The sequence below is a fragment of the Dactylosporangium maewongense genome (assembly GCF_039531485.1).
GTDB classification, from domain to species: Bacteria; Actinomycetota; Actinomycetes; order Mycobacteriales; family Micromonosporaceae; genus Dactylosporangium; species Dactylosporangium maewongense.
In genome coordinates, this window is the sequence record NZ_BAAAQD010000033.1 from 51,542 (window position 1) to 76,747 (window position 25,206).

23 protein-coding genes are annotated in these 25,206 nt (G+C 70.9%); 20 read left to right on the forward strand and 3 right to left on the reverse strand.

The annotated features are described in order from the left end of the window. Positions 1-300: 300 nt before the first annotated feature. Complete coding sequence (locus ABD332_RS50265; protein ID WP_344512523.1) at positions 301-498, reverse strand: DUF397 domain-containing protein; 198 nt, start codon at positions 496-498, stop codon at positions 301-303. After that, entirely contained in the window at positions 495-1,403 is a 909-nt protein-coding gene (locus tag ABD332_RS50270) for a helix-turn-helix domain-containing protein (RefSeq protein WP_344512525.1), read from the reverse strand. Before ABD332_RS50270 ends, ABD332_RS50265 begins: the two co-directional genes overlap by 4 nt. Before the next feature lie 1,160 nt (positions 1,404-2,563). Here ABD332_RS50270 and ABD332_RS50275 point away from each other — a divergent pair. The 20 genes from ABD332_RS50275 (at position 2,564) to ABD332_RS50370 (ending at position 24,063) form a co-directional block, all read left to right on the forward strand. After that, a complete protein-coding gene (locus tag ABD332_RS50275; protein ID WP_344512527.1) occupies positions 2,564-4,852 on the forward strand; it encodes a sensor histidine kinase in 2,289 nt (762 codons plus the stop codon). Between the two features lie 13 nt (positions 4,853-4,865). Then, complete coding sequence (locus ABD332_RS50280) at positions 4,866-5,246, forward strand: roadblock/LC7 domain-containing protein (RefSeq protein WP_344512529.1); 381 nt, start codon at positions 4,866-4,868, stop codon at positions 5,244-5,246. Positions 5,247-5,255: 9 nt separating this feature from the next. Next, the gene (locus ABD332_RS50285) at positions 5,256-5,885 is read left to right on the forward strand and encodes a GTP-binding protein (protein WP_344512531.1); all 630 of its coding nucleotides are present in this window, start codon (positions 5,256-5,258) and stop codon (positions 5,883-5,885) included. A 146-nt stretch (positions 5,886-6,031) separates the two neighbouring features. Next, the gene (locus ABD332_RS50290; protein WP_344512533.1) at positions 6,032-7,195 is read left to right on the forward strand and encodes an ABC transporter substrate-binding protein; all 1,164 of its coding nucleotides are present in this window, start codon (positions 6,032-6,034) and stop codon (positions 7,193-7,195) included. Positions 7,196-7,225: 30 nt separating this feature from the next. After that, positions 7,226-8,044, forward strand: a complete 819-nt coding sequence (locus tag ABD332_RS50295) for a class I SAM-dependent methyltransferase (protein ID WP_344512535.1) — start codon at positions 7,226-7,228, stop codon at positions 8,042-8,044. Between the two features lie 83 nt (positions 8,045-8,127). Further along, positions 8,128-9,144, forward strand: coding sequence for a branched-chain amino acid ABC transporter permease (locus ABD332_RS50300; RefSeq protein WP_344512537.1), 1,017 nt, complete (start codon positions 8,128-8,130; stop codon positions 9,142-9,144). Next, positions 9,141-10,142: a branched-chain amino acid ABC transporter permease gene (locus ABD332_RS50305; protein ID WP_344512539.1), complete on the forward strand. Its 1,002-nt coding sequence runs from the start codon at positions 9,141-9,143 to the stop codon at positions 10,140-10,142. Before ABD332_RS50300 ends, ABD332_RS50305 begins: the two co-directional genes overlap by 4 nt. After that, positions 10,139-11,668, forward strand: coding sequence for an ATP-binding cassette domain-containing protein (locus ABD332_RS50310; protein WP_344512541.1), 1,530 nt, complete (start codon positions 10,139-10,141; stop codon positions 11,666-11,668). The genes ABD332_RS50305 and ABD332_RS50310 overlap by 4 nt, the downstream gene beginning before the upstream one ends. Continuing rightward, positions 11,665-12,654: an SAM-dependent methyltransferase gene (locus tag ABD332_RS50315; protein ID WP_344512543.1), complete on the forward strand. Its 990-nt coding sequence runs from the start codon at positions 11,665-11,667 to the stop codon at positions 12,652-12,654. The genes ABD332_RS50310 and ABD332_RS50315 overlap by 4 nt, the downstream gene beginning before the upstream one ends. A 65-nt stretch (positions 12,655-12,719) precedes the next feature. Further along, positions 12,720-13,508 (forward strand): hypothetical protein, encoded by a 789-nt coding sequence (locus ABD332_RS50320; RefSeq protein ID WP_344512544.1) that lies wholly within the window; start codon positions 12,720-12,722, stop codon positions 13,506-13,508. Between the two features lie 727 nt (positions 13,509-14,235). Next, positions 14,236-14,808, forward strand: coding sequence for a hypothetical protein (locus tag ABD332_RS50325; RefSeq protein ID WP_344512546.1), 573 nt, complete (start codon positions 14,236-14,238; stop codon positions 14,806-14,808). Next, complete coding sequence (locus tag ABD332_RS50330) at positions 14,805-15,437, forward strand: hypothetical protein (RefSeq protein WP_344512547.1); 633 nt, start codon at positions 14,805-14,807, stop codon at positions 15,435-15,437. Before ABD332_RS50325 ends, ABD332_RS50330 begins: the two co-directional genes overlap by 4 nt. Continuing rightward, positions 15,434-16,558 (forward strand): hypothetical protein, encoded by a 1,125-nt coding sequence (locus ABD332_RS50335; RefSeq protein ID WP_344512549.1) that lies wholly within the window; start codon positions 15,434-15,436, stop codon positions 16,556-16,558. Before ABD332_RS50330 ends, ABD332_RS50335 begins: the two co-directional genes overlap by 4 nt. Continuing rightward, positions 16,555-17,535, forward strand: coding sequence for an aminoglycoside phosphotransferase family protein (locus tag ABD332_RS50340; RefSeq protein WP_344512551.1), 981 nt, complete (start codon positions 16,555-16,557; stop codon positions 17,533-17,535). The genes ABD332_RS50335 and ABD332_RS50340 overlap by 4 nt, the downstream gene beginning before the upstream one ends. A 123-nt stretch (positions 17,536-17,658) precedes the next feature. Next, positions 17,659-18,549, forward strand: coding sequence for a hypothetical protein (locus ABD332_RS50345; RefSeq protein ID WP_344512553.1), 891 nt, complete (start codon positions 17,659-17,661; stop codon positions 18,547-18,549). A 136-nt stretch (positions 18,550-18,685) separates the two neighbouring features. Further along, the gene (locus tag ABD332_RS50350; RefSeq protein ID WP_344512554.1) at positions 18,686-19,672 is read left to right on the forward strand and encodes a hypothetical protein; all 987 of its coding nucleotides are present in this window, start codon (positions 18,686-18,688) and stop codon (positions 19,670-19,672) included. Further along, positions 19,669-20,616, forward strand: a complete 948-nt coding sequence (locus ABD332_RS50355) for a histone-like nucleoid-structuring protein Lsr2 (RefSeq protein ID WP_344512556.1) — start codon at positions 19,669-19,671, stop codon at positions 20,614-20,616. The genes ABD332_RS50350 and ABD332_RS50355 overlap by 4 nt, the downstream gene beginning before the upstream one ends. A gap of 249 nt (positions 20,617-20,865) precedes the next feature. Next, entirely contained in the window at positions 20,866-21,759 is an 894-nt protein-coding gene (locus ABD332_RS50360) for an SAM-dependent methyltransferase (protein WP_344512557.1), read from the forward strand. Positions 21,760-22,208: 449 nt separating this feature from the next. Next, positions 22,209-22,955: a hypothetical protein gene (locus tag ABD332_RS50365; protein ID WP_344512558.1), complete on the forward strand. Its 747-nt coding sequence runs from the start codon at positions 22,209-22,211 to the stop codon at positions 22,953-22,955. Between the two features lie 286 nt (positions 22,956-23,241). Further along, positions 23,242-24,063 (forward strand): class I SAM-dependent methyltransferase, encoded by an 822-nt coding sequence (locus ABD332_RS50370; protein WP_344512560.1) that lies wholly within the window; start codon positions 23,242-23,244, stop codon positions 24,061-24,063. Between the two features lie 245 nt (positions 24,064-24,308). Here ABD332_RS50370 and ABD332_RS50375 read toward each other — a convergent pair whose 3' ends face one another. Continuing rightward, a complete protein-coding gene (locus ABD332_RS50375; RefSeq protein WP_344512562.1) occupies positions 24,309-25,043 on the reverse strand; it encodes an SDR family oxidoreductase in 735 nt (244 codons plus the stop codon). Positions 25,044-25,206: the final 163 nt, after the last annotated feature.

A 25,206-nucleotide genomic window follows, 5' to 3' on the forward strand; every position in this document is an offset into this window, starting at 1 on the left:
CTCCCTGCGGGCGAGAACTATCACCGGGGTGTGATCACCCAGCAACCTGCTGTGAATAGATCGGTAGCATTGCAGGATTCGGGCGCATCGCGCCACCCCGGGCCGGCGGCCAGCGAGGCAAGGCGTCCCGCCCAGCCCGGAGTCCGTCAGCCACATGAGTTCGGTCGAAACGGACAACTTACACATCGCTGCTCTCCCCCGATCATGGGGTCCGCGACCTGATTCGCTGCTTCATGTCTGGTAGAAGCGGCTGCGTTGGAAGGCTGGCACTACGCAATGCCAGCCAAGGGTCCAGAAGCGCTACTGGTCGAACGTGCCGGCCTGGACGTCGTCGGTGAACTTCCGCCAGGCGGCCGGGCTGAATTCCAGGACGGGCCCGGCGGTGTCTTTGGAATCGCGTAGGCCGACAGTGCCATCGTCGGCACGGGCCATCTCAACGCAGTTGCCGTCGTCGCTGCGGGTGGACTTGCGCCAGTCGGTGTACTGCCGTGTGGTCATGCTGCTGCTCCTTCGATCGGTGACAGCTCCTGCGCGGCGGCATGGAGCAGGCGGAGGCTCGCCTCGGAGGCGAGGGCTGCGGCCTTGAGTCGGCGGTGGAGACTCAGATATGGATCGATCTCGTCCGGCTCGGTGAGTACGAGATCCTTCGTGAGCGTGTCGACGGCAACAGCGACTCCGGGTTCAACGCCATAGCGGTAAATCGAGTACGCGGACCGGGGTGCGCTGTGTCCCTTGATGGGCGCGTTCATCGGCAGGACCTGGACTGTCACAGTCGCACGTGCTGCGCACACCGCCACAATATGCCGCAGCTGATCGGCGACGACGCCGGGTTCGGCCGCGCAGCGGCGGATCGCGAACTCGTCGAGCACGACCTCATAACGCGGTCCGCCGCTGGCGAGCAGCAACTCCTGGCGGTGCGCACGGGCGGCAACTGCGGCGGCCGGGTCAAACGTTTCGGGGTAACGGGTCGGGTCGCTCCGGAGCCGGGCGTCGGCGAATCCGGCCGTCTGTAGTAGGCCGGGAACGAGCGCGAGGGCGTACTCGGCGATCGTGGTGGTGCCGCTTTCCAGGTCCGCATAGAGAGCCTGACGAACTCCCATGCGTTGCGTGTCCGCGTCCCACCAGCCACGTGCCCAGCCGTCAGCGGCGGCATCCATGATCGCCGTGCGTCGCTTGATGCCGACGGTCAGATACTCGCAGATCGCGCTCACCAGGTCGATGTCCGGGCCGAGGTGCCCGTTTTCCAATGCACTGAGCTGCTGGCGTGGAAACCCGACGGCACGTGCGAGCGGTTCGGCAGTCATGTCGTGCTCGCCTCGCAGGCGGCGGATTTCACGTCCCAGCCATCGTCGCCGGACGTACGGACTGGGACGAGTCACCGGCAGCCTCCACGATGGATCCACGCGAACCCGAGTGGCGTTGAGTGCCGTCCGGGCGTCGTCAATGTAACCCCGACTGCCGTCTTGACGATCTTGGTGCCATGTGTGACGTCGCGTGAATGCGCAGGTCAACCGCCGGTCGGACTGAAGGTCGGTATGCGAAGTCGGACCGCAGGTCGGCATTCCCGCCCGCGCGGGATTCCGTGATCGTTGACTTGCAACGAGTTGACCGTCGATGCATCACCGCGATGGCCAGGTGGTCGGGACCGCTGTTTGCGGCACCGCACCCATCCACTTCCGCCAATGTGATGTGGCTGCCGCGGTGACGCTCGACCATCTGCCGATGTTGCGAATCGCCTGATGTGGCGTGAGGAGGGTGACTGTGATGAGCCTTTGGGTTGTGCGGAGCGTGTCCGTGCCCTCGTGCACAGCGCGGCGGCGCTCGTTACCCAATGAAGCTGGCCGGGGGTGGGTGCTAGCCACGACGCCGCTCGCCTCCGGCCGAACGCGTAAGGCTGTGACCCGCCTCTGGTGCCGAGGGATGCCAGGGCCCAGCTGTGCTCGCCTGCGGTACTGGTTGAGCGGTTCGCCATGTTCCTCGTGCCGAGGAAGCCACCATCGCCCGAGCTCCCGCCGCTCGCCGGAGTCCTCGACGCGCATCCCCGCGCATGTCCGGGACGCCGGCCGTAGGTGGCGCGGTGGTGTGCCGGTAGGCGGCCGGCACGTCACCGCGCTGCCGAAGCTCACGCCGATTCTGAGGGGGTTGTTCTGATGCGCACGGCCGTATCCGATGCACTGCTGGCGGCTGCGCCTGCCACCGCTGCTGATGCGGCGTTGTGGCTGCACGGCGCTGCGCTCGCCGAGCGGCATCGGGCCGATCCGGTGGCTGGCGGGTGCGGCGACCCGGGCTGCTGGGCGGGTCGGCGGGGCGTCTGCTGGGTTCGGCCGTTCGCGCAGCGGTTGATGGAGGCGAGCTGTGGGTCCTGGGTGCAGCGGTGGACCGCTCGCCATGACGCCCGGTCGTGTGGGCTGCCGGTTTCCGAGGGCCGGGCCGCTGCCGGGACGATTGAGGCGCGACGGGCGTGACGGGGCAGGACTCTCGGCGTCTCCAGCCGCCGATTCGTCGCCGGTGGCTGCGTGAACGCCGCATCCGTACGAAGCTTGCGCTGATTCTCATGCTGCCCGTGGCCACGATCGTGGCGCTGACCGGTTTGAACGTGGTCTCCGCTGCCGGGCGAGCTGCCGACGCCGGCCGCGCCCGGGAGGTCGTCGCGGTGGGTGGCGTGGCGGCGCGGTTGATCGCGTCGTTGCAGCGGGAGCGCGCTGCTGCGGCGCTGACGTTCGCGGTGCCGGGCGGTGCGGGTGCTGACTACAAGGGTCGTAGCGCGGACACCGACGCCCTGGTTGTCGAGTTTGCCGACGGCGTGGCGTCGACGCGGCTACCGGACAGTTTGGCGCCGCTCGTTGCGCGGATCCGCATGGAGTTGGCCGGCCTGACGGGGTTGCGGCAGAAAGTCAGCACAGCTCCGGATGCAGTGCTGAGCGTGGTGACGTTCCGGTATCGGTCGATGATCTCTGATCTGATCAGTTACCGGCAGGCGCTGGGCCAGGTCGATGTGTCGTCGGCGACGGCGAACGGCCTGAGGTCGGTGGCCGCCCTGTCCGAAGCGATCGAGTCGGCGTCGCTGCTGCAGGTGGCGGCGGTGCGGGTGATGGCCGCCGGTCGGCTGACACCGGCTGGGCAGCAGGAGATCGTCGGGGCGGATACCGGCATCACCGAGGCCTTGCAGACGTTCGCGGATCTCGGTCCCGGGGGTTGGCCCGCGCTGCTCAACAGCCGGCTCAGCGGACCGCAGGTGTTGCAGGCAGAGCGGTTGCAGAGCCTGCTCACCCGCAGCCAGCCGGGCCGGGAACTGGCGCTGGGCACGGATGCGCAGGGCTGGTCGGCCGCGGTGGGCGCACGCATCGACCTAATGCACGGGGTGGAAGCTGACCTCGACACTGGTCTGCTGCGCGCCGTGACGAGCGAACGCGACGCGCAGCGCCAGGCGGCCTTGATCGCGGTCGCCGTGGTCGGGGTGCTGCTGCTGGTCGTGGTCGTGGTCGGCGCCGTCGTGGCGCGGTCGCTGACGCGTTCGCTGGTTCGGCTGCAGAGCGATGCGATCGATGTGGCGCAGAACCGGCTGCCGCAGATGGTGGGCGAGCTCGACGTCTACAACGCCGATCCGGCCACGGTGCAGCGACTCCTGGCGGTCGCGGCCGAACCGATCCTCGCCGACGGTGCTGATGAGGTCGCGTCCGTCGCCGCCGCGTTCAACAAGGTGACCCAATCGGCGGTGCGGCTCGCCGGTGAACAGGCCGCGACTCGGGCAGGCGTCGGCGCGATCCTGGTCGCGTTGTCCCGGCGCCTGCAGCGACGGGCTGACGGGATGATGGCCAGCCTGGACCTGCTGGAGAAGGACGAGCACGATCCGGATCGGCTGGCCAGCCTGTTCCAGCTCGACCACACCGCCACGCTGATCCGCCGGCTGATCTTCAACCTGCGGATCCTCGCGGGCGGGCGCGGCGGCACCCCCCGGCAGGACGCGGTGAGCCTGCGGGACCTGCTGCGTGCGGCAACTGCCGAGATCGACCACTACACACGGGTCAACGCCGTCGCCGTCGACGACGGCGTCCAGGTCGACGGCGAGGTCGCCGCGGAACTCATCCACCTGCTGGCCGAGCTGCTGGACAACGCCACCCAGTTCTCGCCTCCGGATTCCGCTGTTGAGGTGGAGGCGCGTCACGTGGGTGATCAGGTGCACGTGCAGATCCGCGACGAGGGCGTCGGTATGACACCGGACGGCCTGGAAACGGCCCGCCGCAGGATCGCTCACCCGCCGATGGACCATCAGACCGCGGAGCGCATGGGCCTGCCCGTCGTCGGCATGATCGCGCAACGACTCGGCCTCAGGATCGAGATCCGGGCAGAGGCACACCGTGGCACCCGCGTCGACCTGACCATCCCCGGCAAGCTGTTCCGGGTCCTGCCGGCCACTCCACGTACGTCGGCCGCGCCGCCCGCTGAGCACGCGCCAGCGCGGCCGGCCGCATGGCCGTTGCCCGGAGGACCGGCGGCGACCGTCGAGCCGGTCATCTACCACGAACTGACCAGCCACCGCAGCGCGTGGTTCGACCCGCAGGCCGCACCTGACCCGCAGGCCGAAACCGCTGAACTGGCGTTGGTCGGTGCCGGCAGCGGTCGGCACGCCATGGCCGGCATCGGCGCGGATCTTGCCGGCCACGCCACGGACGGGGGGCTGCCGGTGCGGCAGCCGGGCGAGCACCTCGGCCGGCAACTCAGGTCCCGACCGCCTGAAGAGAGCCCCGTGCCGGTTGCGGTGCAACGGGATCCGAACAGGCTTCGCCAGCGGATGTCGGCGTTCCAGGCCGGTCTCGGCCAAGCGGGCCGGCGAACGCCCACCAACCAGTGAAGGACGACATGCCATGACAGACATGGACTTCCTGCTCGACCAACTCTGCGCTGTCCGAGGGATCACCCATGCGTTGGTGGTCTCGGGCGACGGGCTGCCGATGGCCAGCAGCCCAGGCCTGCCCAACGTCGATCAGCTGGCGGCGGTCACCTCAGGTCTGGCATCGCTCACGACCGGCGCCGCCGGGTTCATGGACGCCAGCCCGGTGGAGCAGATCGTGGTGGAGATGTACGGCGGTTTCCTGATCACGATGGCGATCAACGACAAGTCGATCCTCACGGTGCTGGCCCGCAAGGACAGCGAGCTCGGGCAGGTCAGCTACGAGATGGCGATGACGATCGGCCGGGTCGGGGCGATCCTCACCCCGAACCCGCGCCAGGCACAGCGGGTCTGACCGCGCACCATGCCACTACACAGCACTGGCCTGCAGCCATCGGCAACCGGCCGTCCTGGACAGACCGCCGCGGGCCGCCGCGTCACTTCGGTGAAGATCGTCATTGCAGGCGGATTCGGCGTCGGTAAGACCACCTTCGTCGCAGCGGTCTCCGAGATCACGCCGCTGCGCACCGAGGAGGTCATGACCGCGGCGAGCGACGGCGTCGATGACGTGTCCGCGGTGCCGGACAAGACGACCACGACGGTGGCGATGGACTTCGGTCGGATCGGTATCGACGACACGCTGATCCTGTATCTGTTCGGCACTCCGGGCCAGGACCGTTTCTGGTTCATGTGGGATGAGCTGTGCCGGGGTGCCATCGGCGCGGTCGTGCTGGCCGACACCCGCCGCCTGGCCGACTGTTTCGCGGCCGTGGACTACATGGAGCACCGCGCGCTGCCCTACGTCATCGCGCTCAACACGTTCCCCGGCACGCCCGCGCATGACCTAGCCGAGGTGCGCCGCGCGTTGCGGGTGCCCGACCACGTGCCGGTGCTGCGCTGCGACGCCCGCAGCCGCGACGACGTCCGCCATGCGCTCATCGAGCTGGTCGAGTACGCGCACAGGCTGCTCAAGCGCCGCGTCACCGCCGGTTGACATCAGCACCGGCCAGCCCACCGCCCTTCTAGAGGAACCGACCGCGTGGCGGGTCGCCTGTGTGCACAGCTCACCCCTTGCCCCCAATCGCACCGTATGAAAGCGAGGACCTCTCCGTGTACCGACGACGTTCACTGCCCGCTGCATTGGCCGCAGCGACGGCCGTGGCGCTGCTGCTGGCCGGCTGTTCAGGTTCCAGCCTGGGCAGTGACAGCACCCCGAGCGGTGGCCCGATCCGCATTGGCCTGGTGTGGCCGCAGACCGGCGTCTACAAGACCGTCGGTGACGACTTCGCCCGCGGCTGGCAGCTGTACCTGGATGCCCACGGCGGCAAGCTCGGCGGCCACGAGATCACGACCACAGTGGTTGACGAGGGCGACGGGAAGCAGGCCACCCGGACCGGGATCAAGAAGCTCATCGAGCAGGACAAGGTCGACGTGGTGGTCGGCACGATCAGCTCCGACGCCGTCCAGGAGGTCCAGCCCGCCGCGACTGCGGCGAAGATCCCGTTCCTGGCGACCGGCGGACGCCCGGACAACCTGCAGAATCTGGCCTTTACGTGGCACACCAGCTGGCAGAACCGCGACGCCGGCGCCGCCCTCGCCGACTACATCCGCACCACCGTCAAGGGCCCGGTGTATGCGATCGGCCCGGACTACAAGGGCGGCTGGGACCAGGTCGGCGGGTTCGTCGACCCGTTCGTCGCAGGCGGCGGTAAGCTCGCCAACCCCGACGGCAAGGCGACGTTCACCCCGTTCCCGGCCACGACGAACTACCTGCCCTACCTCAACGCCATCCCGGCGGACGCGAAGGCGGTGTTCGCGTTCTACGGCGGCGCGAACGCGATCGACTTCGTCAAGGCCTACGCCCAGGCGGGCCTGCAGGCGAAGGTGCCGCTGTACACGGGCGGGTTCACCGTCGAAGGTGCGGTCCTGACCGCCCAGGGCGCCGCGGCGGACGGGATCTACTCGTCGCTGAACTATGCCCCGGACCTGGACAACCCGGCGAACCGGGCGTTCGCGACCGCGTTCCAGTCGAAGTACGACGCCATCCCGGACCTGTACAACGTGACCGCCTACGACGCCGCACTGGTCCTCGATCGGGCCATCGCCGCCGCCGGAGCGAACCCGACCAGCGCATCGATCAACGCCACGATCGGCAAGCTCGGCCAGCTCGACAGCCCCCGCGGCCAGTGGCGCTTCGGCGAGCAGCATGCCCCGGTCCAGCCCTGGTACCTGCGGCAGGTCCGCCTCGACGGCCGGGGCCGCGCCAACGTCGTCGTGCAAACCCTCACCACCCTCGGCCAGTAGCCCCTCACCCACCCGACCTGGAGGACCCCCATGAGCACCGTCACGCGCGCCGCCGCCGGTGACGTATCGGCGTACACGTTCGCGAACGCGGACGAGCAGGGCCGGACCCAGCTGCAGATCCTCGCCGACATCCTCGACGAGCACTCCACCGGCATGCTGCTGCGCGCCGGCATCACCACGGGGTGGCGGTGCCTGGACGTCGGTCCGGGCGGCGGCACCATCACCACCTGGATGGCTGAGCAGGTCGGCCCGTCCGGGCACGTCACCGCCCTGGACCTCGATCCTCGCCACGTCACCGGCGGCGACAACATCACCATCCGGAAAGACGACGTGCGCACCGCCGACCTGCCGCCCGGCGAGTTCGACCTGATCCACGTCCGGCTGGTGCTGCTGCACCTGGCCGAACGCGACGCGGTCCTGGACCGGCTCGTCGCCGCGCTCAGGCCCGGCGGGGTGCTGGTCGTGTCGGACTGGGACGCCACCGACCGCAACATGCTCCTGCAGGCCCCCACCCCGCAGGCCGCCGAGGCATTCAACGCCTTCCAGGACGGTCTGCTGGCCGCCCTGGAAGCCAACGGCGCCGACACCGGCTGGGCCCGCCGGGTCCCCCTCGCGATGCGCGCGGCCGGCCTCGAGGTCGTGGACACGGTCGTGCACAACCGGCTCTGGGCCGGCGGCGGCGCCGGGAACCTGCTGCACGAGAGCAACTCCCACCAACTGCACGACGCGCTGCTGGCACGCGGGATGACCGTCGAGCAGCTGGCGGCGCTGCGCGAAGCCATGCGCGACCCGCAGACCCTCGCCTACTGCTACTGGATGTTCACGACCATCGGCCGCCGCCCCCACTAGCCCCGCCGGGACGGGGCGGCCACCACCAGCCCGAGTCCATCCGCAAACGCACCCACGCCCATCCAGCCGAAGGACGTTTCCGCATGCCTGCCCGCAGCATCACGAGCCTGCACCGATCCGCGCCCTACCTGGGCGCGGCGATGGCCGCCGTCCCGATCGCCGTCGGTGCGGCCGCGCTCGTGCGGTCCTGCCGGGCCGGGTGCCCGACGGCGGTCACGTACGGCGTGACCGGGCTGGACGGGGTGGCGTACGGGCTGGCGCTGTTCGTCGTCGCGGCCGGCCTCACGCTGATCTTCGGCGTGATGGACGTACTCAACCTGGCGCACGGCAGCCTCTACCTCGCCGGCGCCTACCTGACCTACCTGCTCAGCCACGGCAGCCTCACCGCGCTCGCGCTCGCGCTGGCCGCCGGTGCCCTCCTCGGCGCCGGCGGCGGCGCGGCCCTCGCCACCGCCCTGCGACCCCTGACCGGCCACGGGCACCTGCATCAGGCCCTCGCCAGCCTCGGCCTCGCCAATCTCGCCGCCGACGCCTACACCAGCATCTTCGGCGGCGCCCCGCTGCCGGTCAGCCCGCCGGAAGTCCTGGCCGGCAGCCTGCAGTTGGGGCGGCACGGCTACCCGGTCTATCGCCTGGTGTTCATCGCCGTCGCCGCGGCCATCGCCGCCGCCGTGTATCTGGTGGTCGCCCGCAGCCGGTACGGGGTGCTGCTGCGCGCGACGGTCGCCGATCCGGTCATGGCCGCCGCAACCGGGGCCAACACCCGCCGGGTGCAGACGACCGCGATGGCGGCCGGTGGCGTCCTGGCCGTCACCGGCGGGGTCCTCGCCGCACCCTTGATCGGCCCGGCGCCCGGCGTGGACACCACCGTGCTGGTGCTGTCCCTCATCGTCGTGGTCATCGGCGGCATCAGCACCGGCACCGGCCGGGATGTTGGCCGCGGCGGGTCGATTCCCGGCACCCTCGCCGCCGCGCTACTCGTCGGCCAGGTCCAAACCCTCGGTGTGCTCGCCGCCCCGACCGCGGCCCCGTTCGCGCTGTTCGCGGTCCTGCTGACCGTGCTGGTCGCCCGCAGCCGCACGGCGGGGCAGCCGGCATGACCACCACCCTGCCACCCCAGCCCCCAGCCGCCCAGGTCACCTCAACCATCGGCGCCCCCACGCCCCGTCGCCGCAGTACGCCGGTGATGGTGACGGCCGGGGTGCTTGCCGCGGTCGCGGTGCCGTTCCTCGCCGACGCCTACACCGTATCGATCGCCTCGACCGGCATCGTCCTGGCCGTCCTGGCGATGAGCACCCAGCTGCTGACCGGCGTCGCCGGGCTGCCGTCGCTCGGGCAGGCCGCCTACCTCGGCGTCGGCGCCTACACCGCCGCGCTCCTGACCGGCGCCGGGATCACCAACGGGCCGCTCCAGCTGGTGACCGCCGCCGCGGCCGGGGCAGCCGCCGCCGCGGTCACCGCCCCGCTGCTGCTACGCACCCGCGGCGTGCTGTTCCTCATGGCCTCCTTCGCCGTCGCCGAGCTGACCCGCACCATCGCCACCCAGTGGGCGACCGTGACCGGCGGCGACGACGGCCTGCACACCCCGCCGGTCACCGTCTGGCCCGGCGCACCGCCGCTGCACGGCGACGGCTACACCTACCTGTACCTGCTCGGCTGCTTCCTCATCCTCGCCGCTGCCGTCGGGCTGCTGCTGCGCAGCCGACTCGTCCTGACGCTGCGCGCCGCCGCCGACCACGAAACGCGGCTGGCCGCGCTCGGACACCACGTCCAGCGGCACCTGCTCGGCGGGTTCGTCGTCGCCGGAGCGCTCGCCGGGGCCGGTGGAGCCCTGCTGGTCGCCGCCCACGGCTACCTCTCTCCGGGCGACCTCGGCCTGGACATGTCGGCCATGGCCCTGCTGGCCGCCGCGATCGGGCTGGGCACGATGCGCGGCGCCGTCGCCGGGGCCGCGCTCGTCGTCGCCGTCCGCGACCTGCTCGGCACCCCCACCGGCGGCCACGCCACCGCGCTGCTGGGCCTCGCCTTCCTGCTTGTGGCCTACCAGCCGGCCATCACCGCCCGCCTGACGATCTGGAAACGGAGCCGGCGGTCATGACGACGAACATGCTGTCCCTCACCGGGGTCAGCCGCCGCTTCGGGGGACTGACCGCCCTGCACGAGCTCACCCTGAACGTGCCGGCCGGGGCCCGGCATGCCGTCATCGGCCCCAACGGCGCCGGGAAGTCCACCCTGCTCAACCTCATCGCTGGCACCGACCGCCCGACCACCGGCATGATCGTCGTCAACGGCCGCGACGTCACCGGCATGCCCGCCCGGCTCCGGGCCCGCCACGGCGTCGGCCGCACCTTCCAGCACCCCGCCATCTTCCCGCGTCTCCCGGTCGCGGCGAACCTCGCGTTGGCCGCGACGCCGAACCCGGACAACACCGCCGGGCGGCAGGAGGCCGAGCACATCACGGCCATCCTTGACACGGCCAGGCTCACCGGCCACGGCAGCGTGCCCGCCGGGCAGCTGTCCTACGGGCTCCAGCGGCGGCTCGAGCTGGCGATGGCCCTGGCCCGCCGCCCGCGGCTGCTGCTGCTCGACGAGCCCTCCGCCGGCCTCGACCCCGGCGAGATCGCTCAGCTGACCACCCTGCTCACCAACCTCGGCGCCGACACCACCGTCCTGCTGGTCGACCACCACCTCGACCTGGTCTGGTCCGTCGCCCAGACCGTCACCGTGCTGCACCATGGCCGCCACCTCGCCACCGGCACCCCCGAGCAGGTTCGCGCCGACCCGGCCGTCAGCGACGCATACCTCAATCCGGGCGGCCACACCACGGCCGCCGACCGGGCAGCGCCGCGCGCCGCACGTGGTGCTGTCCTGCTGCGGGTGCGGCAAGTACACGCCGCCTACCGTGGCGCGCCGGTCATCGACGGCATCGACCTCGACGTGCACGACGGCGAGGCGGTCGCCGTCCTCGGCCGCAACGGTGCCGGCAAGACCACGCTGCTCAACACGATCGCCGGGCTGCATCCCGCGCAGAGCCCAACCCGCATCGAGTGGAACGGCCGCCCCCTGGCCATCAACCTGGCGCACCTGCCGGCCCGCGCCGGGATCGCACTCGTGCCGCAAGGCCGACGCATCTTCACCGGCCTCACCGTCCGTGAACACCTCACATTCGCCTCGACCACCACCCTGCGCGCCCGACGCCGCAGCACCGCGGCAACCGGCCAGCGGTGGACCGTGGCGGGTGTGCTCGACCTGCTGCCCGCCCTGGCTGCACGGCTGCATCACCCGGCACAGCGGCTCTCCGGCGGCGAACAGCAGATGCTCGCCCTCGCCCGCGCGCTGCTGACCCAACCTCGGCTGCTCATCCTCGACGAACCCACCGAGGGCCTCGCCCCAGCAGTGACAGCCCAGCTCACCGACGCCCTCGCCGGCCTGCTCAGCGACGGCCTGGCCATCCTGATTGCTGAGCAGAACCTCGCCGCGGTCACCGCACTCGCCGACCGGTTTGTCGTGCTCGACCACGGCCGTCTCGCCATGACCGCCACCGCCAGCGACCTCACCGAGGACGACCCTCGCCAGCGCCTGCATACCCTGCTCGGCATTCAACCGGCCGGGAGCAACCCATGACCGTGGTGCAGCACACGTCGGTCCTGGGGGGTGGCCGCGCCGACCTGCTCCGGCCACACGGCACGGGTCGGGACTGGACGATCGATCAGGCCGCCGCGCAGTCCTATGCCCACGCCATCGCCGTCGACCTGGCTTGGTCCGCTCCGGAGGACGTGGCGGTGAGCCGGGTGATGAACGCGCTGCTCGACGGGCACCTGAACTTCGCCGCCGACCGTGCCCTCGCCGCACAGCTCGCCACGATCGTGCCGGGTCTGCGGCGGGTCATGCACCGTGCCCGCGCGTTCCGCCGGCGGGCCCTGCACACCGCGGTGCGCAGCGGCTGCACGCAGCTGCTCGACCTCGGCGCCGGCTTTCCCGCCGGCGATGAGCTGGCATGGCCGGGGACTGTGGTGCAGGTAGACCGTGACCCGGTCGTGGTCGCCGACCTGAACCGCGCCACCAGCCGGGGCAGGGCTGTGCTCGCGGCCGACCTCCTCGCTGTGGATCCGCTGCTCGACCTGATCGCCGAGCGCGGACTGCTGCGACTGGACGCGCCGGTCACGGTGTTGCTCACCATGATCCTGCACCACCTCGAGGACGTCGCCGCCCGACAGCTGCTGACCTGCCTGACGCGGCGGCTTCCCACTGGCAGCCGCCTCATCGTGTCCGTCCTGACCAGCGACCCCCTCACCGACCCGCAACGCGCGGCCCTCACCACCCGCCGCACCGTCACCCTGCCGCTGTACCTGCGCACCGCCGAGCGCACCGCCGCCATCCTCGCCGCCGCTGACGTGCCGGTCCGCTCCGCCACCGGCCGCAGCGGCCTGCTCACCGCCGCCATCACCCTGTCCGGCCCAGCCGACCTCGACGCTTCGACCGCCGTGAGGAACCTGCAGTACCCCAGCCGCCGCACACCCCGGCGCCTCCAACACAACGTCACCCGCCAACTGGCCGGTGACGCGCCGCAAACCGAATCCAGCGTTGAACAGAGCGGACGAGTCCAGTGAACGACCACCCACGTTCCAGCCCTATAGCGTCGCTGCTGGCAGTGCCGGTGCCGGCGCTGCGATCCTTGACCAGGCTGGGCCAGGGCCACCTGGCCGCAGGAGAGCCGGTGCTGACCGCCGCGTTACTGCGCGCCGGGCTGCTCGACGTCGACCCGGACACGGCCCCACCGGACGTCGACCTCGCCGACGCCGGCGTCGTCTACGCCGAAGCCCTCACCTCACGCAGCACCCCGAACCCGACCGCGCTGCGGTGGGCCCGCTACGCGCACCGGGCCAGCGCGTCGACGCGCGGCGCAGACAACGACCAGTCCGTCCACGCCGCCGCCGTGCTCGCCGATGTCCTCGCCGCGTATCGCCTCGACACCGCAGCGATCGGTGTGCGACGCCGGCTGGTTGCCGTGTTGACCGGCCGGGACGGGGCGCTCGCCGCGACGACCATCACCGCCTGCGTGCGGCTCGCCGTCACCGAACACGCCGCCGGGTACTGCCAGGCCGGGATCACCCGCCTGACGGGTGCCTGGCAACGCTGGTCCGCCAGGTACGGGACCGCCGACCTGCACAGCGTGGCCATGCGGCTCGACCTCGCCGCGATGCTGGCCGCCTGTGGCCGCGCCAAGGAGGCCGCCCACACGTCCCGGCAGGCGTTCGCCGCGTTCGCCGCGACCGGCGGCAGCACGGGCGGCGGCACGCCAGCGCTGTCCGAGCTGCCGCACCCACCCGTGGCCGGGCCGCCCACAGGTGGGAACCACGCGACGGTGTGCGCTCGGCGCCGCCGCCGGCCCAGCCGCACCGACAGTCTGCGCCGCACCCGCAGCGCCGCATGGAGCTTCGCCTGCCCGGAGCTGCTGCCATGACCCGACCTCCGATGCCGCCGTCCCCGTGGCGTGTCATCGCATCCGCATGCTGCACCTGGTGGAGGCAGCCACCCGGTCACCGCCGCAGCATGCCCGCCGGGGAGACCGTGACCACGTCGGGCAGGTCACGGTCTCCCCGGCCAACCACCACCCTCCCCACCCTTGTCGCCGGGCGCGGTGCTGCTCGCGGCGACGGCGATCACCCGCGCCGCCGCCCCACCACCGGCTCCGGCTCCGACCTCACTCACCGCCGCCGGCGAGCCGGGTCTGCTCACGTTCGCTCCGCGAAAGCAGCTGCTGAGCTCGGTGACCTCTGCTGGTTCCTGACCACGCTCACTGACACGACTTCGGAGGAGGTTCGCATGGCTGCCGCAGATACTGCCGAACGAACGACCGGCACGGACCGCTCGGCGGAACCGGTGAGGCCGGGCCGCTGGCGGACGCCCGCGGTGCGCGCCGACATGGTCCGCCGACACGTCGTCAGGCGGGAGCCGATGCGCGAGACAGCCGTCGCCCTTGGCAGCGTCTACAGCACCGTGAACAAGGACCTCACCCACCAGGGCGCCCAGAATCGCGGCCGCGGCGGGCCGACTGGCAGGCGACAAGCGCCGTCGTCCCCGACAACGGCTCGCAGCCGCCGCCTGCGGTCGGACGGCGATCGAGCACCGCAGTCGCAGGCGGATCGCCGCCGTCCGCGAGGCGGCGTCGGCGACGCAGGGGCCGTGTCATGACCGGCCGGGACAGGCAATGGCGGATCCCGACCGGACACCCGCTGCCGGCGACCCCCGGCGCGTGGCGTGCGGGGCTGCGGGATCTGGCCAGCCGATGGCCGACCAACGAACAGCAGATCCGCACCGACCGCGCACGGCAGGCATTGCAGGCGTGGGGACAGCAGTTCGAACCGGCCGACGCCTCACCCGCAGCTCGTGCGCAAGCGGACGAGGCGTTCCTGCGGGCGGTCGCGCACCTGCTGGATCCATTACAGGGCAGACCGGTACCCCCGCTCGGACTCGACCGCGCACACTTCCAGGGCATCGCCCGGCAGATCCGCGGTGAGAAAGTGGCACAGCGTCGACGACGCGTCCACCGCTGCCGGACCGTCCTCGCCACCGCCGTCGTGGTCGGTGTCGCCGCCATGCTCAGCCAGCCGCTGCCCGATGGTGCACCCCTGCTCGGACTGCTGCCCCCCGCCCAGGTCGCGGTGCGGCATCCCGCGGTCGCCGGCGGGTTCCGGCCGGGCCGCGACGCGGGCGATCCGGGCGACGTGGACGACACCGGCCTGGGCGGGCGGGCGTCGTGAGCGCTGCCTTGCGGGTCATGTCGGTGCTGCCGGGGCCGTTCGGGGCGTCAGCGTGCGCGGACAGCCTCCGCGACCAACTGCCTGCTACCCGGTTCGTCTCCCGGTGGCTCGCCCCGGACGTCACCTCGGTCAACCAGCTGATCCTGGACCTCGCGCTGCTGATCCAGGACGTGGTGGAACACGGCGGCGCGGCGGACATGCTCGACGACCGCACCGGCGTCGCGGTGTGGCATCCCACCAACCGGCCGCTACCGGAGCTGGCATCACTGCGCCGTTCCAGCGTCGACGGCGCCTACGCCGAACGATGGGCGACGCTCGAACACATCCTGCGCAGCGCCGTCCCAGCTGCAGCAGCACCCGGCGGCCAACTGCTGCTGTTCGCGGTCGCCGCCGGGCCCGGCCGTGCCGGAATCGCGCGGGCCGCAGCGTTGCTCGGTGCCCGCCATCTCGACCTGAACACCGCCGAGGAGCCTGCGACCACCGTGGCGTTCGGTGCGGCCGGGCGGTGGCTGCTCGCCCGGCACGGCTGGACCACCACCGGCTTCGGCCGGCTCCCGGACGGCACACCGTGGTGGCCGATGCACCGCCCCCCGAACCCCACCTCTACGAACTTGGGAAGCGTCGGATGACCCAGCGAACACCCAGAACTGCGGCATCCGGTCATCGTGCCGCGACCGGCGCCGCCAGCCAGACAGCCGACGCGGCACGCCCGCAGGCCACGAGCACGCAGAGGGGGCCGTGGCCGCCCCAGCGGCTCGCAGCGCTGCTGACCGTTGTGCTGCTGACCGCCGCGGGCGGGGCGGCGCCCGTGCTGCGTCCGGCGCAGGCCGGACCCGTCGTACGCCCGGACACTGTCGTGCGGGACCCCCGCGCCTGGCTGTTGTTGCTCGCTGGACGGCTCCAACTGATCGCGGCCAGCGCCGCCGACCCTGTGGGGTTCGGTTCGGGTAGCTACCTGCACGTGCAGCGGAGCGTCCCGGCCGGCCACGGCACGCTCGTCGTGGACTCCCTGCGCTGGGTCACGCCGGACGGTGGCGGCATCGTTGCGCAGACACAGGCGACCGTGCCCACAAAGCCACGCGCCAGCCCAGCGCCCGACGCGCAGACCGACGAGCTTCCGGGCCGGTGGCCCGTCCCGATAGTGAACCGCTACGAGGCCGGTGCGCTGGTGTCACCGGTCGGCAATCCCGTTCCGGCCGACGCTGATCTGTTGGCGAACCGAATCGCCGTGCGCACCGCCGCCATGCTGCCTCCCGACACACAGGACGAGCTGGACGAGCGGGGCAGGCAGGACGCCTTGGTGGTGGCGGTGCTTGCCGACCTTGCCGGCGTCCGCTCCCTCGGTCTGTCGCAGCGGGCCGCGGTGTTGCAGGTCCTCGCCGGTCTGCCGACGCTCACCACGACCGACACCGACGCAGCCGGTGGTAGCGGTGCTGTCGCGTTCCGCGTCGCGGCGGGTCCCGCTGCGGTGACAGTGGTTGTCGATGCTGTCAGTGGGCGGCTGCTGCGCTACCAGACCGGCACCGGCACGGACCGGGTCGTTCTCCGGTTCGACACGAGCCGCTGCGGGTGCGCACTCCCGGAGACCGGCTGGTCGAGGGTCCCATCGTTCTGGCCGCCGGTCCTCTCCCAGCCCGCTGACACCGCCGCCCTGGGACGTCCAGCACCGCAGCCGCAGTGCCCGGCAGGCAGCTCGCGGGTGATGTTCCTCCCGGCACAGGTGACGGCGTCGACGGAGGCGCTCCGGTGAGCACCATGCTCAAGGCGCCCGAGCGTCTCGACCTCGTCGATGAGGCGCTGCTGGGGACCATGCTCGGCGCGTACGCCGGCACGGTGCGGCAGGATACCGCCAAGGTCTTGGGCGGTGTGCACGACGGGGCGCACGGCAGCGTCACCCGCCGTTACTGGCTCACCGATGGCGGCACCGTCGTGTTCAAACGCAGCCACGCCTGCCGGTCGGGGGACGGGGCCGCCAGCAGCGCCGACGAAGCAGCGGTCCTCGCCGCGATCGGAAGCACCGACCTGCCAGCAGCTCGCGTCCTCGCCGCCGCACGCGTCGGCGGCTGGGCGGGGATGCTGCTGCACGACCTCGGACCGGCCGACGCTGTCCGGCCGGTCACCGTCGACGACACCGCCACGCTCGCCGCCTGGGTCCACCAGACCGAAGTGCAGGTCCCACCGTCGGACCTGCCGGTCATCGACAGCACCTCCCTCGCCGATCTGGTGACCCGGCAGATCCCGGAACTTCTGGCCCGGCACGCGGCAATGGCGGGCGTCGCCGCCGAGGTGATCCGCGACGTGCTGCCCGCAGTGCGGCGGGTGGCTGAGGTGCGGTGCGGCAGCGCCGACCGGCAGCCGCGCGGCCTGTGCCACGGGCAGCTGCACCCGGCCCGGGTCCACCGCACCGCCGCTGGGCGGGCAGTGCTGGGCTGGTCCCGTGCCTACCACGGCCCGGTCCTGCTGGACCTCGCCGCCCTGCACCACGCCAGCCCGGCCAGTGGTGACTGGGCCACGGTCCTGCACGACTACGTCCGCAGCGGCGGCAGCGACGCCGTCTACGACAACTGCGACGGCCTGGACAGCGGCCGGTGGGCGTCGGGCTGGCACCACCTGCGCCGGGCCGCCGTCACCCTCACCGACCTCGACACCGTCGGCGAGCCGCTCAGCCCCGCCGTCGCGGTTCAGCTCCTGAGCAGGTTGCGGCAGGCCCAGCGATGCCTCACCTGACCCGCCACCTGCTGCGGCGGTGACCACACACGTGACCAGAACCCGGTTACGCACCTCCTGACGTCGTGTAACCAGCGCCCTTTTCCAGCCACGATCCGTAATCCACGAGGAGCACCCGACAGCATGTCCGACTTTCTCCGGTTCCGCCGCAGGACGCTGCAGACGCCGGTCCACCACTTCGTCCACCCCGACACTGGCCGGCGGATCGCCGTGATCGGCACGATGCATATGGGGGAACCCGGCTACTTCGCCGGGCTGCGCACCGTCATCGACGAGTTGGAGGCCGACGGCGCGGTCGTGCAGTGCGAAGCCTCGTCCCTGCTGCTTCCCGACGAGCAGACCGAGCAGACGCTGACCGACGACGAACGCACCGTCCTCGCCATGCGGGAACGCAAGGTGGAACTGGAACTGCGGCGGGTGACCGAGCTGGGCTGGGTCCGGCAACTCGACGCGTTTGGCTACCCGGACCGCTGGCAGAAAGTCGACCTCAGCGCCCTGGAGATCATGCGGCGGATCGGGACGGAGGTGATGCTGCGCGGCGAGGTGCGCGGGATCAAGATGTTCGACCGGCCCGACAACGACCCGCGCAGCATCGAACAGTTCCGGCTCCTACTGCACCTGATGTTCACTGGGTTGCGGTTCACCGTCTGGAGCAGCGCTCGACGCGCCGCCCGGTCCGGCACACCCGCCTCCGGCGTCGACGCCGTGCTGATCGACCAGCGCGACGCGCTCGCCCTGGAAGCCCTGTGGGGCACCGAGCAGGACACCGTACTGATCTGGGGCTGCGCCCACCTGCCCGGCATCGAGGCGGGCATCACCTCGGCCGGGTTCGTCCGGGACGGCGCGACCCAGTGGCACACCGCCGCGGTCCTGCCCACCGTGCGCAGCATCATGTCTCGGCTCAGAGCCCTACCGCGCACCGCCGGCACCGCTGGCGCTGTCGATGCAACGGTGCCGGACACCGCTGCCGTCGAGCACGACGTCACGCCAGCGGAGACCTCACCGAGGCCGTGACCGGTGTGCCGCGATGGCTGGGTCCGATCGCCCCGGCTGACCCAGTCACCGGGTTGGTCACCGAGCCGGCCGCTGCTCGCCGGGCATGCCCGCATCCGCTCGTCGCCTGTTGTCACGTCATCCAGATGGAGGTGCCATGGTGGCCGACCCCCCGTCGCGTGCGGTGCCTGGTCTGCCGGCCGGGAGCCGGGTCCTGGTGCTGCCCGGCGAAGCGCCATTCGCCGAACGGTACGCGACCCTCATGGCGAGCAGGGTCGTTGACGCCGCATACGCGCAGGACCACACCCAGCTGTTCGTCGGTGTCTGCGGGGCGTGCACGATGTGCACAACCTACGCAAGTACTGTCATGGTCGCCGCGTCCCGGGCCATGATCAGCACCACCCGGTTCGTCCCCGCCACCGCAGCACCGGCGCTCGACCCCGGCTCGGGCGCGGCAGCGGCACCGCCGTCGGCCCGGTACGGATTTGGCCAGGAACTCGTGGTCGGTAGCTACGCCGACGCGGTGCAGGCCAGCAAACGTGCGGCGGCAGAGGTCGGCGCCGGCGACGGGAACGTCCCCGGCCCGTACGGCAACCACGGCCATTACGCCCTCGCCGTGTACACGGTCGGCATCCTCGACGGTCTGCCGGAACCGCCGGACACGATCTGGCTGCCGCACGACGACGGGATCGGTGTCGCCGTCGACGCGGCGCTGCGTCTGCTCGGCTGGCCCACAACCCTCATCGCCGTCACCGCAGGGCCGGCAGACGCTGCTACAACTGCCGTACCGACGGACAGGATCCCGGCTGCCCGCACCAGCGACGACGACCACGGAGCGGGCGGCCGGAGCCCGTGGCCGCTGTCGCCCCTGCAGCCGCGTCTCGGCAGCCGCACCGGCGCCAACCACACCGTCACGGTCGAGGCGGGCCAGACCGAGCGTGCCCGGCGGCTGCTCAGCGCGGCCGGGATCTTCGCGAAGGATGCGGGTGCGCTCGGCGTCGCCGGTCTCCTGTACGCCCGCCACACCGGCGGCACCGCTGCGGGTATCGGGGCCGGACGCCACGTCGCCCTTGTCGATCCTTCCGGCCGCGCCGACGACCCTCGACCCGAAGCCACTGCTGCGGGAGAGGACCGGCCGTCGTGAGGCAGCCCAGACATGTGGAGCTTCGTGCCGGCGACGTCGACGACGTCATGCGCAGCGGCGGCAGGCACCGCACGTCGGAGAGCCCGACCGAGCTCGTTGATCAAGCGGGGGCGCTGCTGGAGGCATACGACTTCGCCGGCGCGTACCAGCTCCTCGTTGAGGTCCGGTCCAGGATCGAGCATCGCGTTGCGGTTGACCCTGTTGACGCCGTAGACGCGGTCCGGATGCTCGCCGACGCGATGCTGGCCCTCGGTCAGGTCGACGACGCCGCCGAAGTGATCGCCGACCTCGGTACGTGGTCCGGTCTCGGCCCGTACCAGGCTGCGATGCTCGCCGTCACCCGGGCGCGGCTGCTGACCGCGCAACACCGCCTGAAGGAGGCCGCGGCCTGCTACCAGGACGTCGTCCAGCAACAACCGCGGCCGCTGGACCCGGCGCGGTGGCCCGCGCTGCTGGCGATGGCAGGCGCTGCCGCGGTCACCGCTACCAAACCCCGACACGAACGGCACCCACCCATGGCGACACGCACCTCGTACACCCTTCTCGACGACCTCGACGGGAGCCCAGGAGACGAGACCGTCTCGTTCGAACTGGACGGCACCGCCTACACGATCGACCTGTCCGCGGCGCACGCCGCAGACTTCCGGGCAGCGCTCACCCCATTCGTTCGGGCCGCGAACCTCGCCGCGCAGCAGCAACCTCGCGGTGCCGGGCCGGGGTCGGCGCGGCGGGCCCGCCCGCGGCAGAGCGCCGGCCGTCTGGGGATAAGCCCGGTGGGTCGGCTGAGCAACGCCGCCGCCCAGCGCCGGGCGGCCAACACCGCCATCCGGGTCTGGGCCCGCGCCGCCGGTTACGAGGTGCGCGACCTCGGCCGGATCAACAAGACGATCGTCGAGGCATACCACCGGGCCACTGCGGGCCAGAGTTCGTCACGACAGCGCTGATCACAGACCGACAGCTGCCACCGGTCCTGCCTGGCCTCGATCCGGTCGGCCGCCGCCGGCGCGAACGGGGCTGCAGGTGCCACCGACCCAAGTCGGGCGCCTGATGGCGGGCCGGTGTGGTGGGCGCTGCACCGGCGCTTCCTGCCCTCACGTCCTGCCGATGGCCCGCATCCGCTGCGCGGTCGTACCGGCGCGGGTTTCACCGTTGACCGCCCACACCCAGACCACTACCGACCAGGAAACGTCATCATGCCTACCTCCCAGCAGCCGGGCACGCCCGGCGAGCCGGTCCCGCCCACACCGCCCGGCGACGGGCCTCAGGCCCAGCTCGACATGTCGGTGATGCATCCGGCCCGGCGCTACAACTATTGGCTCGGCGGGAAGGACCACTTCGCCCCCGATCGGGCATCGGGTGATGCGATCGCCGCGGCGCACCCTGTGGTCAAGGCCGCGGCGCTGGCAAACCGGGCGTTTCTCGGCCGGGCGGTGCGGTACGTGGCCGGGCAGGGCGTGCGCCAGTTCCTGGACATCGGCACCGGCCTGCCCGCACCGGGCAACGCCCATGAGGTCGCCCAGGCCGTCGACCCGGCCTGCCGGATCGTGTACGTCGACAACGACCCGCTCGTGCTGGTCCACGCCAGAGCGCTGCTGACCAGCACCATCCCGGACACCGTCGACTATCTGGACGCAGACCTCGCCGACCCCGCGGCGATCCTCGACTACCTGCGCGCCGGCACCATCCTCGACCTGACCGAGCCGGTCGGGCTTCTGCTCGTGGCCGTGCTGCACTTCCTGCCCGACGACCTCGACCCGCACCGCATCGTCGGCGCGCTGCTCCACGCGCTCGCCCCGGGCAGCCTCCTGGTCCTCAGCCACGGGACCGCCGACTTCCTCACCACCGAGCAACGCGCCGCGCTACCGGCCCTGGCCCCGGGCTACCACCCCCGCAGCCGCACCGAGATCACCGCGTTCACCGCCGGCCTAGAACCGGTCGACCCCAGACTCGTCGGTGTCGCCGACTGGCGCCCCGACACCACCCCGCACGCCGATCCGGACGCCACCCCGAACGTCGAGACCGGTGTGCGGCTCGGTGTGGAGCAACTCGGCGTCTACGGCGTCGTCGCTCGCAAACCCGCCGGATAGCGCCCGATCAGCCGGATGAAACCCCAGCTGCCGGTCGACCGCCGCGGTCGTCCCGAGGCTGTGCGCGCTGCCGAAGCTGCTTCTTTCCCTACGAGCATCTTCCATTGGAGTCGAGCAACATGACCAGTCGCGGTACCCGCCCGGACGGCGGACCCGCCGCCACACCGCCGTCCATACGTCCAGCTTGGCACCCCGGCGGGCGGGCGCCCACCGGGTGGCGGACCCGGATCACAGCCGCAGCCGCAGCGCTCACCGCTGCCCTGTCCATCGGCGGGGCCAGCGATGCCGGTCGTCCGCAGGGAAATCCGGATCGTCCGGTGACCCTGGCGCAGCTGCGGCCACGCCCGGCGTTCTGCCCCGACCCGGCATCACAGTCCGGTACGACGCCCATCGGCATCAGGTTGCTGCCCGCGCCGGCCGCGAATCCGCTCGCACCAGCCGTCACACAAGTGTGGGCTGGTCCGTCGCCGTGGAAGTTGGACGGCCGCCGGGTCATGATGCCGCCCGGCCGATACAAGTACTTCGCCACCCGGCTGGTGCGGCAGGCTGACTTCTGGCAGCGCGACCCCGGCTCCTCAGCGTGGTATCAGCCGTTGGAACAGACCGACGTCGCCACGTGGGAGTCGGCCGGCATGCCGACCTTCGGGTTGTGGCAACGCTCGTGGGGTGTGCCCGACTGGCAGCCGCGGGAACCCTACCCGTTCGTCCGGCCCGCCGTCGTGCCGCTGAAGGATCCGCCGGATCCGGCCGACCCAGGGTATGACCTGTGGCTGGCGGTCTCGGCGTGGTCGACTGACCCCGCCACCCTGGCCGGGCAGATGGCGATGTGGAGTCCCGGCGACCGGCGGGCGACCTACGTCCTGGCAGCGATCGCGGTGCGGTACCGGCACATCCTGCCGACCATGGCCCAACACCGGGCCGCGCTTGCGGTGCTATGCAACACCCCCGGCCTGCGGCTCGACGGGCCGACGGTCGACCAGGCCGGCCGCCCCGGGATCGCAGTACACGCCGAACATGACTACGGGCACGGCACCGTAGACCACGGCACCCTCATCCTCGACGCCCACACCTGGCGACCACAGTCCTGGGGCCACGTCACCACCATCGACGGCGTCGTCAGACAGTCCCCGCACGACCGCATCGAATTACTCCTGGACGCCGGATACCGCACCGTCATCACTGAACCAGCCCGCTGAACCGAGCGGCACCGGAATGGCAGTGTCCTGCCGGCCCGCGCTCAGCAGCACCAGGCGCAGCCCTCCGAACGGCACCGACCGCGGCACACGCGCCATTGCGTCGTCCCGGTGGTACATCGGCATCCGGCCCGATAGTTGTCTAACGCACCTATGTCGATCGAAGTCAATTTTTGTGAGAATTACCGCCTTGGCAGATAGAAGAAACGTGGGAAGGAGGCGTTGACGTGAGGTCACCCCGACCTGCGTTGGTGTCCAAGTCGGGCCGGTTTTGCCTGTTCGGTGTATCGTGACCCGATTCTCCGATTCCTTGCGAGACGCCCGTCAAAGCACGTACATGTTCAATAACGAAAATTCTGAGGCTGCACGCCAACTAACACTGCTTAGCGCGATACTCGACGAGCACTCGACGCGTGTTCTTGGGCGAGTCGGTGTGAGGGACGGGATGGTTGCCCTGGACCTCGGATCGGGTGCCGGGACAATCCCGCTGTGGCTGGCGAAGCAGGGCGTCCACGTTGTTGCCGTCGATCATGATCCGCGACACATCCCGTCGCATGACCTTATCGAGGTCCGAGCGGGCGACTTTCGTCGCCTGACGCTTGGTGAAGCGCGTTACGACCTCATTCACGCCCGTTTACTCCTCATGCACCTGCCTGAACCTGAAAAGGTCGTGCGTGCGCTCGTGGCAGCCCTCAAGCCCGCTGGCATGCTGGTGTTGTCCGACTGGGATTGTCGTCGAGTTGACGACATGCTCGTGGAGCCGACCGCTCAGGTCGCAGATGCGTTCGCCGCCTTCCAGGCGGCTCTAATCGGGATTGGCGAGGCCAATGGTGGTTCGGCTGCTTGGGCGGCTCGGGCCCCGGAGGCGATGCGGGCTGCCGGTCTCGTGGAGATCGAAGGTGAGGTATACAACAGGCTGTGGCGAGGCGGTGAGCCGGGATGCCTCCTGCATGCGAGTAACAGCCGGCAGTTAGAGGGCGCATTGCGGGCGCGCGGCGTTACTACGGACCAACTTGCCGTCTTACGCGATGCCATGGCCCACGGCGACACTCTGGCGTGGAGCTATCCAATGGTGACGACCCAAGGAAGGCGACCGCACAACGGCGCGTAGTCCAATCCTCGGTTGTCGAGGGTGACATGCGTGGCCAGGATTGCTCGGTTCTCGCCGGCTTCACCAAGATGTTGTCCAAGGTGTGATCGGCTGATGTGAAACGGCAACCTGCGCCGCTTGCGATCAACAGGCGCCGGCTTCCCGAACTCGAACTGTGCGGCACTCGGGCCTCGAATGCCGCGCAGTTCGAGTTGGGGACCTTCCCTGGAGCCAGGCTTTCGATGGCTTGTGGGCCGGGGCTAGAGCTAGTGCCCCATGCCGATGCCGCCGTCGACTGCGATGACCTGCCCCGTCACGTAGCCCGAGTACTCACCCGCCAACCAGCTCACCGCGGCCGCAACTTCTTCCGGCCGACCAATGCGCGGCACCGGGATCTCCGAGATCATCTTGGTGACGCGGTCGCTGCCGAGCGTGCGGCTCACCATGGCGGTGTCGGTCAGGCCCGGTGCAATGACGTTCGCGGTGATGCCGTGAGCACCGTGCTCGCGTGCCAGCGAGCGGGCAACCCCGATAAGTCCCGCCTTCGAAGCCGCATAGTTGGTTTGCCCCGCCGCCCCCCGTAGTCCGGCCGCGGAGCCGATGAAGATGATCCGGCCCCACCTGCGAAGCATCATCTGCTTCAGGGTCCGCTGTGCTGCAAGCATCGGCCCGATGAGGTTTGTGCTGAGCACCTTCTCGAGGGCTTCTGGCGACATTCGCATCAGCAACTGGTCGGCGGTTACGCCGGCGCTGCAGACGAGCACTTCCACCGGACCGTGGGCCGGCGCCAGCTCCACCTCTCTGATCGCCTCGTCGATCGATGTCGCGTCCGTTGTGTCGCATTTGACGGCCAGGAGACCTGGTGGTGGCTCTGACGTGTTGAAGGTCACAGCGACGTTATGCCCGTCGGCGGTCAGTCGGCGCGCAATCGCCAGGCCAATACCAGAACTCCCTCCCGTGATCAAGACCGTACGTGGAGTGAGTGTTGCGTCGGAACTCAAATGCCGCCTCCTGTACAGGTGCCCGATACCGCCGATTTAACCGATTTCGGCGCACGATTTTGGTCGCTTCGTGACGATTGATGCGGCCCCGATGACGCTGTGAGCGAGCCTTGGCCTAGGGTGCCCGGACTTCGGCCGGAAGCCAAGAACCCGATGCTTCCTG

Excerpts from the sequence above, each read along its gene's own strand:
- ABD332_RS50360 (WP_344512557.1), top strand. The coding sequence starts at position 20,866 with ATGCCTACCTCCCAGCAGCCGGGCACGCCCGGCGAGCCGGTCCCGCCC.
- ABD332_RS50345 (WP_344512553.1), top strand. The coding sequence starts at position 17,659 with ATGTCCGACTTTCTCCGGTTCCGCCGCAGGACGCTGCAGACGCCGGTC.
- ABD332_RS50265 (WP_344512523.1), bottom strand. The coding sequence starts at position 498 with ATGACCACACGGCAGTACACCGACTGGCGCAAGTCCACCCGCAGCGAC.
- ABD332_RS50280 (WP_344512529.1), top strand. The coding sequence starts at position 4,866 with ATGACAGACATGGACTTCCTGCTCGACCAACTCTGCGCTGTCCGAGGG.
- ABD332_RS50305 (WP_344512539.1), top strand. The coding sequence starts at position 9,141 with ATGACCACCACCCTGCCACCCCAGCCCCCAGCCGCCCAGGTCACCTCA.
- ABD332_RS50325 (WP_344512546.1), top strand. The coding sequence starts at position 14,236 with ATGACCGGCCGGGACAGGCAATGGCGGATCCCGACCGGACACCCGCTG.
- ABD332_RS50335 (WP_344512549.1), top strand. The coding sequence starts at position 15,434 with ATGACCCAGCGAACACCCAGAACTGCGGCATCCGGTCATCGTGCCGCG.
- ABD332_RS50295 (WP_344512535.1), top strand. The coding sequence starts at position 7,226 with ATGAGCACCGTCACGCGCGCCGCCGCCGGTGACGTATCGGCGTACACG.
- ABD332_RS50350 (WP_344512554.1), top strand. The coding sequence starts at position 18,686 with ATGGTGGCCGACCCCCCGTCGCGTGCGGTGCCTGGTCTGCCGGCCGGG.
- ABD332_RS50310 (WP_344512541.1), top strand. The coding sequence starts at position 10,139 with ATGACGACGAACATGCTGTCCCTCACCGGGGTCAGCCGCCGCTTCGGG.
- ABD332_RS50315 (WP_344512543.1), top strand. The coding sequence starts at position 11,665 with ATGACCGTGGTGCAGCACACGTCGGTCCTGGGGGGTGGCCGCGCCGAC.
- ABD332_RS50285 (WP_344512531.1), top strand. The coding sequence starts at position 5,256 with ATGCCACTACACAGCACTGGCCTGCAGCCATCGGCAACCGGCCGTCCT.
- ABD332_RS50300 (WP_344512537.1), top strand. The coding sequence starts at position 8,128 with ATGCCTGCCCGCAGCATCACGAGCCTGCACCGATCCGCGCCCTACCTG.